Origin of the sequence: Lactococcus sp. (genome assembly GCF_036648155.1) — a bacterium.
GTDB lineage: Bacteria > Bacillota > Bacilli > Lactobacillales > Streptococcaceae > Lactococcus > Lactococcus cremoris.
In genome coordinates, this window is record NZ_JAVXIY010000002.1 from 283,611 (window position 1) to 298,763 (window position 15,153).

The window sequence follows — 15,153 nt, forward strand, 5'->3', positions numbered from 1 at the left end:
TTTTTTATTTACTATATATATCAAATAGATATAATCTTATTTTAAAAATATTTTCCATTTCTGAAAATATTTAGATATTATTAATAAATAAAATAAGAGAGTTTATAAAATTTATTAGACCTTTTATTAATAATTAATAATCAACAATGTCAGTTTTAATTAAAAGCCTGAGAATTTTATCACACCTATCAAATTATTCATTAACTTTATCATTTTCATCTTGAGTTCTATCCACTAGTCTATTAATTAAGCAGTCAAAAACCAAAAGACCTAGAGATTTTTTATACTTTCTCTAAGGATTCATTCATATTCATTCTTGAAGATTCGTGCTTTTCAATTTCATAAAACTAGTTAAAAAACTCAAATAAAATAGGCTTCACCTCTATTCTATCTAATTACTAAGTGATTTTTAAAATTTATGTTGGCATTTGTGAATGTCTTTGAACATTTGGACAAAGGCACTAACATCTGCAAATAATTTAAAACCACGTTACACTTCATTCTATCACAATGTAAGCGCGAATAAAAACGATTGATTTGTAAATTTACTTTAATGATAGTAGTCTTAAAGACACTTTTGTTGTTTTTAAGATACAAAAAACCTATCTTTCAAGATAGGTTTCATTCCTTTACTAATTAACGAACATCTCCCATTAATTTCAAAATAGGTTTTTTGATAATAAGGAGGATGATTCCGACGATAATACCGATAATCCCTGTAATTGCAAAGAAGTGAACTTCTGTTGCTGCTTTAAAGATTGGTGTAATTTGAGCATTAATCGCTTGTGAAGTTGAGTCTGCCAAGAACCACATTGCCATCATTTGAGATTGGAATGCGACTGGCGCTAATTTTGTTGAAACTGATAAACCAACTGGTGAAACAAGTAATTCACCTGCCATTTGAACAGCAAACATCAATACTAACCAAAGAGCACTCGCACGTCCAGAAGTCCCATTCAAGAGTCCAGGAAGTGTCATAATCAAATAAGAAGCTCCGGTCAACATCAATCCAAGACCAAATTTAACGATGGTTGATGGTTGACGATCTCCTAATTTGTTCCAAATTCGTACAAAGATAGGTGACAAGAGAACGATGAAGAGTGGGTTCAACAATTGGTACCAAGACGGGTCAATATGGAAAGTAAATCCAAACCAAGTAGGATTTAAGTTAGAACGTGATTCTCCCCAAACCGCAATAATCGTAGAACTTTGTTCTTCAATTGCCCAAAAGACAATCGCAGAAAGGAACAAAGGAATATAAGCTGTTAATTTACGACGTTCGTCTGATTCTACCTTTTTAGAGGTAAACATCATTACGAAATAAATAATTGGAACAACAATACCGATAATTGATAAAACGTTAATGAAATTATTGATGAAATTCGCAGGACTTGCTTGATAAATTAAGAAAAATCCGATTAGAGCAACAATAAGAACAATCGTTAATGTAATAATGAAATTACGTTTTGCTTTTGCATCCATTGGATTAGATGGTTCACGTCCAATTTCTGGGAAATGACGAAGACGTCCATACCAATAAGCAAATAATGCAAAAATCATTCCGATTGCGGCAAGTGAGAAACCTAAGTGGTAGTTCACACCTTGTCCAACTGTCCCAACAATCAATGGAGCAATCAGAGAACCCATATTAATTCCGACTACAAAGATATTAAATCCAGTATCACGACGTGAGTCATCTTTTGAATATAGATGTCCAACCATGTTAGAAATATTGGGTTTAAGCATCCCTGTTCCTAAGATAATCAAGAATAATGCCACGAAGAGTGAAGATAAACCAAATGGTGTTGCTAAAGCGACGTGTCCTAAAGTGATTAAAATACCACCCAAGAAGATTGTGCGCGAAGCACCCAACAAACGGTCAGCAACCCATCCCCCAACAATCGTTGAAAGATAGACAAGTGCACCATAAATACTTACAATCGCCATTGCCTGAGCTTTAGGAAGTCCTAGACCTGCGTTATCAGCAGTTGTCAATGCATAGAGGTAATAAACCAGAATGGCACGCATCCCATAGTAAGAAAAACGCTCCCAGAACTCAGTCTGAAAAAGCGTCAATAGGCCGCGAGGTTGACCGAAAAATGTTTTTTCTGTTTTGTTTAAGTTTTGCATAGATTATATTATAAAGTTTTCTATACAACTTGTCAAGTTGTCAAACAATTTTGCCTATACAGATTCTTTGAAAAACGCGGGAAAAAGAGGGACAATAACAAACTTTTCGATGTATTATATTATTCTATATCATGGTGAAAAATTAGATTTATCTTAAATCTTATGCTTTTTTTATTTTTCACTGACAGACTTTTCAGTAAATCAAAAAATCTGCTAAAGCAGATTTTTATCTTTCTATTTTCAAATCTAAGTTTGATTTTCCACTAATCACTTGCTCTGTCAGTAAATGTTTTAGTTTTGGTATAAAATCAAACTTCTGTAAAAAAGTAATTTTTGAATAATCTATCCTGATTTCATCTTCACTGGGATTAATCACCTCGACAAAAACTTCTGAATCTGTATAGCGCAAAATTCCTAGTAGTCTGTCACTATAAAAGCTAGAAAATTCTCCTTCTTTCAAACTATTTTCTAATAGACGCTTTTTCGTCCAACTCTTATAATAATCATATATTTCTGGTGAAATATCATCCCAAGGAAAATATTTACGATTTTCTGGATCCTTTCCTCCAGAAAGTCCCGCTTCGTCACCATAATAAATACAAGGGATTCCTGGTAAAACAAATAAGAGTGAAACAGCTAATGGCAGATTTTCTTTTCCGACCATTGTTAAAATACGTTCCGTATCATGGGTTCCCAAATTATTTAAGTTATTATAAAAAATATCTTTGGGATAGTTTTCCTGCAAAGTCATCAATTGATGAGCTACATCCTGACATGAGCGATTTCCGTTTAATAAATTGATGATTAACTCACGAAACGGATAGTTCATACAAGCTTGTAAGCTCCCGCCAAGAATATATTTGCGTCTTGTTCCATAAGAAATCTTATTAGAAGCATCCTCCCAAATTTCTCCTATTAGAATTTTTTCTGAATAACGGTCAAGATTCTCACGAATCCCTTTAATAAATGAATCAGGCAATTCATCAGCAACATCTAGTCGCCAACCATCTATTCCCAAGTCATTCCACTTTGATAAAACAGAGTTTTTCCTACCATAAATAAAATCACGAAAGGATTCATTATCTTTATCAATTTCAGGTAAATCTTTAATTCCCCACCAAGATTTATAATCAAAAGGATAATTTTCAAACTTGAACCAATCAAAATAAGGGGAGTCAGGATTTTTCGCCGCTCCTTCATCATCTCCATAATCTCCATTGATATTGAAGTAAAGTGAATTTTTACCTACATGCGAAAAGACACCGTCCAAAACTAAATGCATTTGTTCTTGATGAAGTAAATTGATTAATTCTTGAAAATCTTCTTGAGTTCCTAACATGGAATCTATTTTTAGATAATCGTTGGTGTCATAACGATGGTTACTTGTCCCAGAAAAAACTGGATTAAGATAAATGGCATTGATTCCAAGTTCTTTTAAATATGGAATTTTGTTAATGATTCCTCTTAGGTTTCCACCAAAGAAATCCCAACGAGCAATATCACCATTTTCCTCTTTCACATAAAAAGGGGTATCAGATTTAGTTCCATAAATAAAAGAATTCGGTTTTGGATGGCTGACTTGCCCATTCTCATTTCCATTATGGAAACGATCAGGAAAAATCTGGTAAAAAACAGCGTCACGATACCAAGCTGGTGCCTTGTCTTCTTTTTCAAAAACTGTCAGCTGATAGGGTTTAATATCATTTTCGTTAGTATAGAGCAGCCCTTCCCCACCTATTCCAGAACTCCCATAAAAACGCTTGTTTTGTTCCCAATCTGAGCCCTCCAAAATTTCAAAATAGTAAAAATAAAGACCAGCATTTTCATCAAATGGGATAGTGACTGTAAAAAAACCTGACTCATCCTTGCTCATAAGGAATTCATATCTTTTTCCAAAATCACGTCGAATAATGCACTTCACTTCTACTTGAGTTTGATTTGCGTCAAATTTCAATAAAATGGCTTGCCCTACTTTTACTGCACCAAAAGGTTGCTTATAATCTAAATTCCATGGATTATAGTAATACATCTGATTCTCATTTCATTTTTTAGTAGTTTAAGATAGAAAATTAGAGAGTTCTTTCTATTAAAACAAGAACTCCTGTCACAAACGGTCAGGAGTTTTTTGACCAACGACAAGTTTGTCAGTAAATCATTGAAACTACTCTATCTAAGAAGGCTTACTCAATCCTATAGAGCGAACTTTTTATTCACTATAAGATTTCTTAATTTACTGACAGCTCTGTCAGCAAATCTGATCATTCTTTTTTAGCTTTAATATACCAAATATCGTCGGCGTATTCTTTTACCGTCCGGTCAGAACTAAAACGCCCCACATTTGCAATGTTCATCAAACTTGCTTGAGCCCATGCTTTAGGATCTCGATAAAGTTTTTCAAGATCAGCTTGCGCTCGAACATAATCATTAAAATCACGTAGTACAAAATATTCGTCATTATAAACGGTCAGTGAACCAAAGATTTCGCGTCCTTCACTTTTTATATTGGGAATCGTCCCATCAATTAGAGCATTCAAAATACGATTAACTACTGGATTTTGCTCAAAAATATCACGCGCATTATAATTACCATTGCGATAGTATTCATAAACTTCATCTTTAGTTAGACCAAAAACAAAGTTATTCCCATCACCGGCAGCTTCAAAAATTTCAATATTAGCCCCATCTAGTGTTCCAATTGTTAGAGCACCATTTAGCATAAATTTCATATTTGAAGTCCCCGAGGCTTCCTTAGAAGCCAATGAAATTTGTTCTCCTACATTGGCTGCTGGTATAATCATTTCTGCTAGACTTACATTATAGTTTTCCATAAAAACAACTTTAAGCTTCTCATTAATTGTTTTGTCATTATTAATCATATTCGCGATTTCATTAATACATTTGATAATGGACTTCGCGTAATGATAAGAAGGTGCCGCTTTTGCCCCAAAGATAAATACTCTTGGAAGCCTATCTAATTCTGGATTATCTTTTAAATCGAAATACAATTTAAGAATATGTAGAGCATTTAGCAACTGACGCTTATAAGCATGCAATCTTTTTACCTGAACATCAAAAATAGCATCAGGATTAACAATAATCCCATTTTTCTCTTTGATTAAGGCTGCTAATCTAAGCTTATCATCATATTTGGCCTTTTGCAGTTTTTCAAGCGTTTTTTCATCATCCTTGAAATTTTTTAACAATTTTAATTCATCCAAATCATGACGCCATGATTTACCAATTGTCTCGTCAATAATACCTGATAAGCGTTCATTTGCAATCTGAATCCAACGACGGTCAGCAATTCCATTCGTTTTGTTATTAAAACGTTCAGGGTAAATTTCATAAAAATCATGAAGTTCAACATCTTTTAACAAATCAGAATGTAACTTGGCTACACCATTTGTTGAGTGTGAACCGATGATTGATAAATTTGCCATATGGATTTGTCCATCTTTAATAATTCTCGTGTTATGAACAAGGCTTGCTCCAATTTTAGGGAGTAACTCTGCCGTACGTCGACGGTCAATCTCGACAATAATTTGATAAATACGAGGCAATAATTGTTTCACCATTTCCTCAGGCCACTTTTCTAAAGCTTCAGATAAAATCGTATGATTGGTATATGACATCACCTTAACCGTTGTCTCCCAAGCACGATTCCAACCTACCCCATAATCATCAACTAAAAGTCGCATGAATTCTGGTACACAAAGGGCAGGATGAGTATCATTTATATGAACTGCAATATAATCACTAATTCTTCGAATATCTTTTTTTTGTGTTCCTTTGTAATGGTGTAAAATCCTTTGTAGACCAGCGGAAACAAAGAAATATTCCTGCTTCAAACGTAAGAGGCGTCCATCATAATTTGAATCATCTGGATAAAGTTCAGCTGATAACATTGAGGTTTGACGCATATATTCTAAGTTTTGAAATTTGGGATCTAACTCTTCTGGAACTTCTGAGCGCCACAGACACATATTGTTGACTGTAGTATTTTCATAACCTATCATTGGTGTGTCATAAGGTACGGCTAAAACACGTTCCTGATTTTTATAATGAGGAATGAGATTTCCCTTACCATCATCTTCTAACCAAACGTCACCACCAAAAGTTACCTCAACCGCTTTGTCAGCTCTGCGAACTTCCCAAGGATTTCCATTATTCAGCCAAGAATCAGGTAATTCTACTTGATAGCCATCAATAATTTTTTGTTTGAACAGTCCATAGCGATAACGAATTCCATTTCCATTACCTGGTAGGCCCGTAGACGCTAAGGAATCCATAAAACAACTTGCCAAGCGCCCTAAACCACCATTCCCAATCGCCATGTCTGGTTCAATTTTGGCTACTTCATCAAGTTCAATACCAAAATCTTCCAAACCTTCGCGAACGGTTTTTAAAATACCTAAATTAAGTAAATTGGATTTAAGCATTTTCCCCGGTAAAAACTCAATTGAAAAATAATAAGCTTGTTTTTTCCCAGTTTCATCCTTATATTGATTATCGGAAACCCAGATATTAGCATAGTAGTGTTTCACAACAGATGCTAATGTATCATAAATTTCCTGATAACCTGCTTTAGTCAGGTCAGTCGCAAATTTTGAAGTTAGACGCTCTTCGAAATCCTGCTTAAATTGTTTTTTAGAAAGTTTCACTAGTCGCTCCTTTTTTAAAATCAAACATCATTTATTTTAAAAAGAATTTTATCACACTTTAACATTTAACGCAAACGCTTGCGTTATTTTAATATTGTTTGATAAAGTTCAATATATTGCTGTGCTTTCGTTTCCCATGAAAAATCTTGCTCCATGGCGGATACAATTATCCGGTTTAAAGTCTTTGGCTCCTTTTCATAAACTTCCAGTGCACGTTTAATCGTTTCTAATAAAATATCTCTATCAAAATCTATAAAACCGAAACCAGTCCCCTCTTTCGTAACAGGATTGAACGGGATCACGGTATCTCTTAGTCCACCAATCTCGTGGACAATCGGTAAAGTTCCATATCTCATAGCAATCATTTGAGATAAACCACAGGGTTCAAAAGCCGATGGCATCAAAAATAAATCTGAACCCGCATATATTTCTTGAGCAAATTGCAAATCAAAAGCAATATTCGCCGACAGTTTATCAGGATACTTTTGTGCGAAATATTTAAATCCTTCTTCTATTTCCAGAAAACCTGTTCCTAGTAAGACAATTTGAACCTCTTCTTTCAAAAGCTCTTCCAATTGGCTTAACACTAAATCAAATCCTTTTTGATTGGTTAATCGTGAAACCATACCAATTACTGGAATATCAGGATTTGTCGGTAAAAATGCTCTTTTTTGTAATTCTGCCTTCATCTTTGCTTTGCCTGTAAGGTCCAGTGAATTGAAATGATATGAGATTTGTTTATCTTTTTCTGGGTCATAAATCTCATAATCAATCCCATTTAAAATCCCTGAAATCTTTCCTTTCACATATTGCAAAACGCCTTCCAATCCACCACCAAATTCTGACGTTTGAATTTCCTTTGCATACGTAGGCGAGACAGTGTTAACCCGGTCTGCATACAAAATACCTGTTTTCAACATATTTAGCATTCCATTATGGCGAACAACCCCTTCAAAATACCGTTCCATTCCCATTCCGAATAGTTCTGTCAGGACCTCTCCTTGCATCACACCTTGAAATTCTATATTATGAATAGTCAAAACTGACTGTATATCGGAATAAGCGTTAATCCACTTATATTTTTCTTTAAGTAAAAATGGAATCATGGCTGTTTGCCAGTCGTTTACATGTAAAATGTCAGGAATAAAATCTAATTTTTCTAAGAGCTGACAAACGGCTAAATCGAAAAAGGCAAAACGTTCTCCATCATCACCATAACCGTAAAGCTGCCCTCGACCAAAATAATGCTCATTATCTAAAAAATAATATTTAACATTATCTTTTACTAAAGATTTAACTCCAACATATTCATGCCGCCAACCTACATCAACAAAATCATAAAATTCATCGACGAGTAGCGAACGATATTCTTCTTTCATTTCATTTTTGAAATAAGGTAAAATCACACCAACTGAAGAAATCTCACTTTTCTTAGCCAACTCTTTTGGAAGTGCTCCCGCTACATCACCAAGTCCTCCCGTTTTGAAAAAGGGAGCACACTCACTTGACGCAAATAAAACTTTCATTTTTTCTCTTTTCATTTCTCTAATTGCCATTTTTTACGTTTACTCAAGAGCGCCGATAAAGAATATCAGCGCTATTTTTATATTTATAAAATATCTGCAGTCACAACGGTGCCTTTAGGGATAACTATTGGTTTTTCTGAGCTACCAATAATTTTAACATTGTTTTCAACCACTACCCCTTTATCGATGATAGCAAACTTTACTTGAGCTCCACTTTTTATCTCAGAATTTGTAAAAATTAATGATTCTTCAATTAATGCATCATCTTGAATCTTGACTCCCCGAGAAATAAGAGAATTTTTTACTCGTCCATTAATGATACAACCAGAACCTAATTGACAGTTTTCGACCTTACTATTTTCCGAAAAATAAGTTGGAACTTCATTTTTTATCTTTGTATAGACTGGCTGACTACTGTATAAAAGAGAAGTGAAATTTTGGGGGTCAAGCATAACCATATTAGCATCATAAAAAGATTTAATATTTGTGATATTGCTCATATAACCAGTATATTCATAAGTGTTCACATCATAATTTTTCATATAAACTCGAATCAAACGAGCGATTGATGCCAACTCTCCTAAATCTTGCATTTCTTTTATAAAATTAATCAACCAATCAGTATTAACAATAAATAAATTTAAACAAAGTGCTTCTCTTTCTTGTGGGTCCTCTAATTGATTAACATAGCAATTACTCATTTTACCTGTTTCATCAAAACGAAGAATTGTATCATATTCACTTGCTAAATCTGGAGAAACCTTTTTATAAACTGTGGTGATCTCTTTACCGGCCAATTTGTGAATTTTGAGTACAGCGGTCAAATCTACATTGCAAATAAATTTACTTCCCAACAGAACTGTATAAGGAGCTTTTGATTTGCGCAAAAAATTTAGTTGTTGAGCAAAATAATCTTTTCCTAGCTCCTTTAAACGATCAAAATCCTGTTGGATATAAACAAAATAACGACTATTAAATCCATCTAAGCCCCATTCTCCTCCTGAACCCAGATGATCAAAAACGGACTGTGTTTCTCCTTCATTAAAAGTCATAAAAATATTATCCACATGAGCATTCGAGAGCGAAGAAAGTGGAAAATCAATCAAACGATATTTACAATCAAAAGGAAGAGTAGCGATTGGGCGGACATCTGTTAAAGGTTTTAAATTTTTACTAGAAGAAACATTAGAAAGGATGGCTGCCATTTTATTACTATTGTTCATTTTTATTTTCTCCTTTTATTTCTCCGTGACCAATCACTGCGACTTCATCTTCACCGATAATTTCAACATTATCACCAATCTTCGCATTCTCACCAATGATTGCATTTTTTATCGTGACATTTTCACCGATAAAAGTTCCCGACATGATAAAACTGTCTTCGATAGTTGTTCCTTCCTGAACATGAACATTTTGTGACAAAATAGAGTGAATGACTGTTCCATCAACATAACAACCATCACCAACAAGAGCATTTTTCACCTTTGATTTTTCGGTAATAAATTGAGGAGCTGAAATATCATTATGTGAATAAATTCGCCATGACTTATCAGTAATATTTAATTCATTATTTAAGTCAAGAAATTCCATACTAGATTGATGGAGGGAATCGATGGTTCCAACGTCTTTCCAATAACCTTTGAAACGATAAGCAAAAACATTTTCACCAGCTTCAATATAAGCTGGAATAACATCACCGCCAAAATCTTCCATTGGATTTCCTTTAGAATAACCATTCACAAGAACTTCACGAAGTCTCTTCCAATTGAAAATATAGATTCCCATTGAGGCGAGATTTGATTTTGGTTCTTTAGGTTTTTCTTCAAATTCAATGATTCGGTCATTGTCATCAGTATTCATGATTCCGAAACGACTTGCTTCTTCAAGCGGAACTTCCATTACAGAAACAGTTAAACTGGCTTCACGTTCCTTATGGCTTTCTAACATTGCCTCATAATCCATTTTATAAATATGGTCTCCTGAAAGAATTAAAACATACTCTGGATTTTGCTGATCAATGTATGAAATGTTTTGATAAACAGCATGAGAAGTCCCTTCAAACCACTTTGAACCTTCTTGCGAAGAATAAGGTTGAAGAATCGTCACGCCACTATTTATCCCATTTAATCCCCACGGCGCTCCGTTTCCAATATGAGCATTCAGCGTTAAGGGTTGATATTGTGTAATGACCCCAACATTTTTTACATTTGAATTTGCACAGTTAGAGAGTGCAAAATCAATGATGCGATAGCGACCGCCAAAAGGAACCGCAGGTTTAGCGACATCTTTTGTCAGTTTTCCTAAACGTGTACCTTGACCACCAGCAAGGATAAGACCAAGCATTTCAATTGCCATAATGGAACCTCCATTTTTTTCACAAAATTTTTGTTTTTTTATTTATTTGTTATTATTTTATAATTTATGCTTTCTAATTCAAAATGATTTACTTTGAAACTTAATAAGCTCGCTTGCTTTCTTTAATAAAGTTTTTTAGAAAATCGGTCCATTCTTGATTTTCAATCAATGCTTCAAGATTACAATGGAGTCGATAATTCCAGTAATGATAAGGATTTGCAGGGATATTAATTTGTTCAGATTTTGCATTTTCTTTTCTAAAACGGTCACTCATCGCTAACCAATCTTGAATAGGTAAGATAACCATCCTGGCATTAGAATTTAAATTTCTCTTAATTATTTCTTGGATAATTTCCACACTCGCATAGTTTGGCGCTTCTCCATACCAACCCATAACTTCGTTGTAATAACGCTGAGTTAAATCATGGTTTTCTTCCCACCAAGCTCTTAAAGGGCTGGTATCATGGCTAGATGTGGTTACTACTGATAAATATGGAACCTCATTTAATGAGCTGACAAAACGTTCATCAGCAGGCATTCGTTCAATAATCAGTCGTAAGATATCAAGATGATACATCACATCTGGCACATTATCTGGCACCATCCCTAAGTCCTCACCACATGCCAACATCTTGGTCGCATTTTTTAAGGCTGGCAATTTTTCATAGGCTTTTTCTTTCCAAAAATCATAATTTCGACCATAAAAATAGTCATTGTAAAGCCGCTCTAATCGTCCTTTGTAGTCATTACCAAATTCTCGAAAACTTATTGTGGATAGTAGACCAATTCGTGGATGATACTTTTCACTATTTTCATCATCCTTTAAAAAAATTACATTTTCTTGTAATTTATAAAGTCCTTCGCGAACCCAGTTCTCCATTTGAGTATTCTCTATCGCTTTTTGGTTGTTGAATTCTGCTTTAAAACGATAGTTACCAGTACCAATATAGTCTAAAAATGTTTGAATAATCCAATCACGATTATCTCGACCAAAAACTTCGTCTATCACCCAATCTTTGATGAAAGGTAAGATGAAGCGCTCAATCCCCCATTGTCGGAATGGAACTCCATAATTATTTTCAATTTCTTCTGCTGACAAAGCCAGTGCGGGTGAAAATTGACCTAGCAATCCTCTTACCGAATTTTCTGGCATTTGCCATATTCTAAAGAATCCAAGAATATGATCGAGGCGATAAGCATCAAAGTAATTTGACATAGCGGTTAGACGTTTTTTCCACCAATCATAGCCATCTTCAGCCATCTTTCCCCAATTATAAGTTGGGAATCCCCAGTTTTGTCCATTTACGGCAAAAACATCAGGAGGCGCACCAGCTTGTTTATCAAGATGGAAAAGTTCGGGATGAGTCCACGCATCTACAGAATCGTGAGCAATTCCAATCGCTATGTCTCCTTTTAAAGCAATTCCTAATTGATGACAATAATCTACTGCTTCAGTAAGTTGAGAATGGAGAAGATATTGCACAAAAATATATAAATCTAACTGGCTAGTCTCTTTTTTTAATTTGTCAAATAAATTTTTATCATAATTCGCATTTTTTCCCCAAGCTAAAAAGTTAGCACTCTTATTAATATCTCTCAGATAGGAAAAACAGGCATAGGCCTTCAACCATTCTTCATTTTGGTTATAAAATTGTTGATAAGCCTTGGTTTTTTGATATTTTACGGCTGAATTTTGATAAATAATTTGCGCATATTCCCACTTTAGTGCCAGACATCTTTCATAATCTATCTTTTCTAAAGAATTTAATTCTGATTCTAAAATCAAAAGTTTTTCTTGTTGCTCTTTTGTGTAAGATTTCCAAAATTCATGAATATCTAAATAGAGTGGATGCAAAGCAAAAACGGAAATTGCCCGATAAGGATAGGAATCTCGCCAATCCATAAAAGTCGTCGTGTCATTAATTGGTAGTAATTGGATGACATCCATGCCAGAGCGATAGGTAAAATCAGCCAATTTCTTAAGGTCTGAGAACTGGCCTACTCCACTAGAGTTTTCTGTTCTAAGAGAAAAAACTGGGACTGCTATTCCGGTATGGTAAGCTTTTTCTCCATAGGGTTCAATTGAAAATTTGTTAGTTACCATCTTTTCTTGCTCCTTAAATTCTTTGAAATTGATTTAGAAAAAATAAAGAAAACGTTTTCTTTTATTATATATCTTTTAAAATAAATATACCACTATTTAGTGTGATTTTTCAGAAAATTAATATGAAAAAATCTTAATATTAATAATTTGTTTTATTTTGATTACAGAGAAACATAAAGAGTATAATAAAAAAGCTATTGGCGGATTTACCAATAACTTTTTTTATTAATCTTCTTTCAAGAAGTTGGTCAAGACACCATTAATAAATCGACTAGATTTTTCATCGCTAAAGTCTTTTGAAAGCTCGATAGCTTCATTGACTGCCACGACATTTGGTGTATCTGTAAATAATATTTCATAAGTAGAAACTTGAAGAATGGCTTGTTCAACAAGTGTTAATCGTGAAAACGACCAATTTTTTGCTAGATATTTAGAAATATTTATTTCTAAATCTTCTTTTTTCTCTAAGACTCCATCAACAAGTTGAGTAAAATATTCTGGAGCTTCCAAGTCTTCTGCTCTATCATTGTCGTAGTTAAGTACGAAATGTTTTGTTTCTTTTAAAAGATCTGATAAGTGAGATTCGGCAGTCGTTTCAGCCTGCTGTAACTGCTCATCAAGCTCTTCTTTTAAGGTATTTGGAACAAATAAATCGCTTGTGTACTTTTCAAGAATATTTTCATGAAGGAAAGAGAAGGTTTTTTGGAAAGTTTCAAAAGTCTGCTCGGTTGTTGCATTTTCTGGCAGATTTTTGAAAAATTCTAATACTTTTGGTGCAACTGGCTCTTCATCAAGCTCAATTTGGAACAAACGAATAAGTTTGAGGTTAGCCATAATTCCTGAAAATAAATTTGTTGCTTCGTATTCATTCATTTTCTTAGCGTAGCCACCGAAATCACGCATGAAAGCAAGTGCTTTAGCGACATTTGTTTTTTCGATATCTTTAACACCGAGAATCTCGTAAATTTCGTAGATTGCTTCTAAAGGTTGAGATAGTCCCTTAGGAAACTTACGAACAGTAATTCGTTCATCACGAAAATCAACGTCAAAACGAATCGTTTGAGAAAGTTCTGTTTCTATCTTCTCAACATTTTCACGAAAAGAACTTACGACACTGGTTGCCATTTCCTTTTGTACAGCGTAAGAAAACAATACTTGGACCGCTCGTTGACGAATTTGGTGTTGCGTGAGCGTTTTAGGCATCAAAAAATCCCTCATCAAACAAGTCTTCAAGCGCTGGTTTTGGTTGTTTTTCAGTCATAATTCCTACAACATGGATATTGACTTCATCAACAACAATTTCAGTAGCTTGAGCAACTGCTTCTTTCACTTCTTTTTGGATTTTTGTAGCAACCGCTGGTAGGCTCACACCATAAGTGAGATAAACGTAGATATCAACTGCTACTTTATCATCTTTTGAGTCAATATAAACGCCCCGTCCTTCATTTTTCTTCCCTAAACGGTCTGAAAAACGTTTATTACGAAGCGCATGTACGCCTTCAATTTTGGCTGTTGTGATACCGATAATCACTTCAAGAACTTCAGGGGCAATGACGATATCCCCAAGTTCTTCAGAATGTACAGTTTTTTCTGCCATTTTGCTTTCTCCTTTTGTCTTTGCAAATTTTTCTAATTAGAAAAATTTCACTTACAAAATGAATTTTCTTTACTGACGAAGTCTTAAAACTTCATAAAGTTACTGACAAAACGCTGTCAGTAACTTTTTTCAGTAATCGTGCTGACTTAAGCACGTTTTAAGTATTCACCTGTTTGTGTGTTGATTTCAAGTTTTGTTCCAACTTCAACGAAGTCAGGAACGTTAACAACAAGACCTGTTTCCATAGTAGCTGGTTTACCTGAACCTGTTACTGTTGCACCTTTAATTGATGGTTGTGTTTCAGTAACTTCAAGAACAACTGTTGTTGGAAGTTGAATACCAATTACTTCTGTACCGTAAAATTGGATTTTAACATCTGTATTTTCAAGAACGTAAAGAAGTTCATCTTTAACTTGTTCTACTGGAATTTCATATTGTTCGTAAGTTTCATTGTTCATGAAGTTAGCAATATCATCCATTGAATAAAGGTATTGAGCTGTCACTGTTTCAATCACAGCTTGTTCAAACTTATCTTCAGGACGGTAAGTGTCATCAAATGTTGAACCTGAGCGTACGTCTTTAAGCTTCATACGCATGATTGTATTTCCTTTACCTGGTTTGTGATGACTTGCTTCCATAACGCGGAGAAGTTTTTCCCCATTCAAAAATGTCATGCCTGATTTAAGGTCTTTTGCTAAAACCATGTTTATGTTTCTCCTAGTATTTATAAATTTAGATATTCTGCCTTTTTTCTTTTTGTCAGTAATTTTCTGTACACAA

10 protein-coding genes are annotated in these 15,153 nt (G+C 34.2%); all 10 read right to left on the minus strand.

The genetic code is table 11. The annotated features are described in order from the left end of the window. Nucleotides 1–636: 636 nt before the first annotated feature. The gene (locus tag RSC39_RS03225) at nt 637–2,130 is read right to left on the minus strand and encodes a peptide MFS transporter (protein WP_011835629.1); all 1,494 of its coding nucleotides are present in this window, start codon (nt 2,128–2,130) and stop codon (nt 637–639) included. Nucleotides 2,131–2,356: 226 nt separating this feature from the next. After that, the gene (locus RSC39_RS03230; protein WP_332535061.1) at nt 2,357–4,159 is read right to left on the minus strand and encodes a glycoside hydrolase family 13 protein; all 1,803 of its coding nucleotides are present in this window, start codon (nt 4,157–4,159) and stop codon (nt 2,357–2,359) included. A gap of 229 nt (nt 4,160–4,388) precedes the next feature. After that, entirely contained in the window at nt 4,389–6,791 is a 2,403-nt protein-coding gene (locus tag RSC39_RS03235; RefSeq protein WP_332535063.1) for a glycogen/starch/alpha-glucan phosphorylase, read from the minus strand. An 83-nt stretch (nt 6,792–6,874) separates the two neighbouring features. Next, nucleotides 6,875–8,317, minus strand: coding sequence for a glycogen synthase GlgA (gene glgA, locus RSC39_RS03240; RefSeq protein ID WP_332535065.1), 1,443 nt, complete (start codon nt 8,315–8,317; stop codon nt 6,875–6,877). Nucleotides 8,318–8,400: 83 nt separating this feature from the next. Next, nucleotides 8,401–9,540, minus strand: a complete 1,140-nt coding sequence (gene glgD, locus RSC39_RS03245; RefSeq protein ID WP_011835637.1) for a glucose-1-phosphate adenylyltransferase subunit GlgD — start codon at nt 9,538–9,540, stop codon at nt 8,401–8,403. Next, the gene (locus RSC39_RS03250; protein WP_021036869.1) at nt 9,530–10,672 is read right to left on the minus strand and encodes a glucose-1-phosphate adenylyltransferase; all 1,143 of its coding nucleotides are present in this window, start codon (nt 10,670–10,672) and stop codon (nt 9,530–9,532) included. The genes glgD and RSC39_RS03250 overlap by 11 nt, the downstream gene beginning before the upstream one ends. Before the next feature lie 100 nt (nt 10,673–10,772). Next, nucleotides 10,773–12,776, minus strand: a complete 2,004-nt coding sequence (locus tag RSC39_RS03255) for a 4-alpha-glucanotransferase (RefSeq protein ID WP_332535069.1) — start codon at nt 12,774–12,776, stop codon at nt 10,773–10,775. Between the two features lie 225 nt (nt 12,777–13,001). Beyond that, entirely contained in the window at nt 13,002–13,979 is a 978-nt protein-coding gene (gene nusB / locus RSC39_RS03260) for a transcription antitermination factor NusB (protein ID WP_021036867.1), read from the minus strand. Next, nucleotides 13,972–14,373, minus strand: coding sequence for an Asp23/Gls24 family envelope stress response protein (locus RSC39_RS03265; RefSeq protein WP_011675653.1), 402 nt, complete (start codon nt 14,371–14,373; stop codon nt 13,972–13,974). The genes nusB and RSC39_RS03265 overlap by 8 nt, the downstream gene beginning before the upstream one ends. Before the next feature lie 146 nt (nt 14,374–14,519). Further along, nucleotides 14,520–15,077, minus strand: a complete 558-nt coding sequence (efp, locus tag RSC39_RS03270; RefSeq protein ID WP_011675652.1) for an elongation factor P — start codon at nt 15,075–15,077, stop codon at nt 14,520–14,522. Between the last annotated feature and the right edge of the window lie 76 nt (nt 15,078–15,153).

Excerpts from the sequence above, each read along its gene's own strand:
- RSC39_RS03225 (WP_011835629.1), bottom strand. The coding sequence starts at position 2,130 with ATGCAAAACTTAAACAAAACAGAAAAAACATTTTTCGGTCAACCTCGC.
- RSC39_RS03255 (WP_332535069.1), bottom strand. The coding sequence starts at position 12,776 with ATGGTAACTAACAAATTTTCAATTGAACCCTATGGAGAAAAAGCTTAC.
- RSC39_RS03265 (WP_011675653.1), bottom strand. The coding sequence starts at position 14,373 with ATGGCAGAAAAAACTGTACATTCTGAAGAACTTGGGGATATCGTCATT.
- RSC39_RS03250 (WP_021036869.1), bottom strand. The coding sequence starts at position 10,672 with ATGGCAATTGAAATGCTTGGTCTTATCCTTGCTGGTGGTCAAGGTACA.
- glgA (WP_332535065.1), bottom strand. The coding sequence starts at position 8,317 with ATGAAAGTTTTATTTGCGTCAAGTGAGTGTGCTCCCTTTTTCAAAACG.
- glgD (WP_011835637.1), bottom strand. The coding sequence starts at position 9,540 with ATGAACAATAGTAATAAAATGGCAGCCATCCTTTCTAATGTTTCTTCT.
- nusB (WP_021036867.1), bottom strand. The coding sequence starts at position 13,979 with ATGCCTAAAACGCTCACGCAACACCAAATTCGTCAACGAGCGGTCCAA.
- efp (WP_011675652.1), bottom strand. The coding sequence starts at position 15,077 with ATGGTTTTAGCAAAAGACCTTAAATCAGGCATGACATTTTTGAATGGG.
- RSC39_RS03230 (WP_332535061.1), bottom strand. The coding sequence starts at position 4,159 with ATGTATTACTATAATCCATGGAATTTAGATTATAAGCAACCTTTTGGT.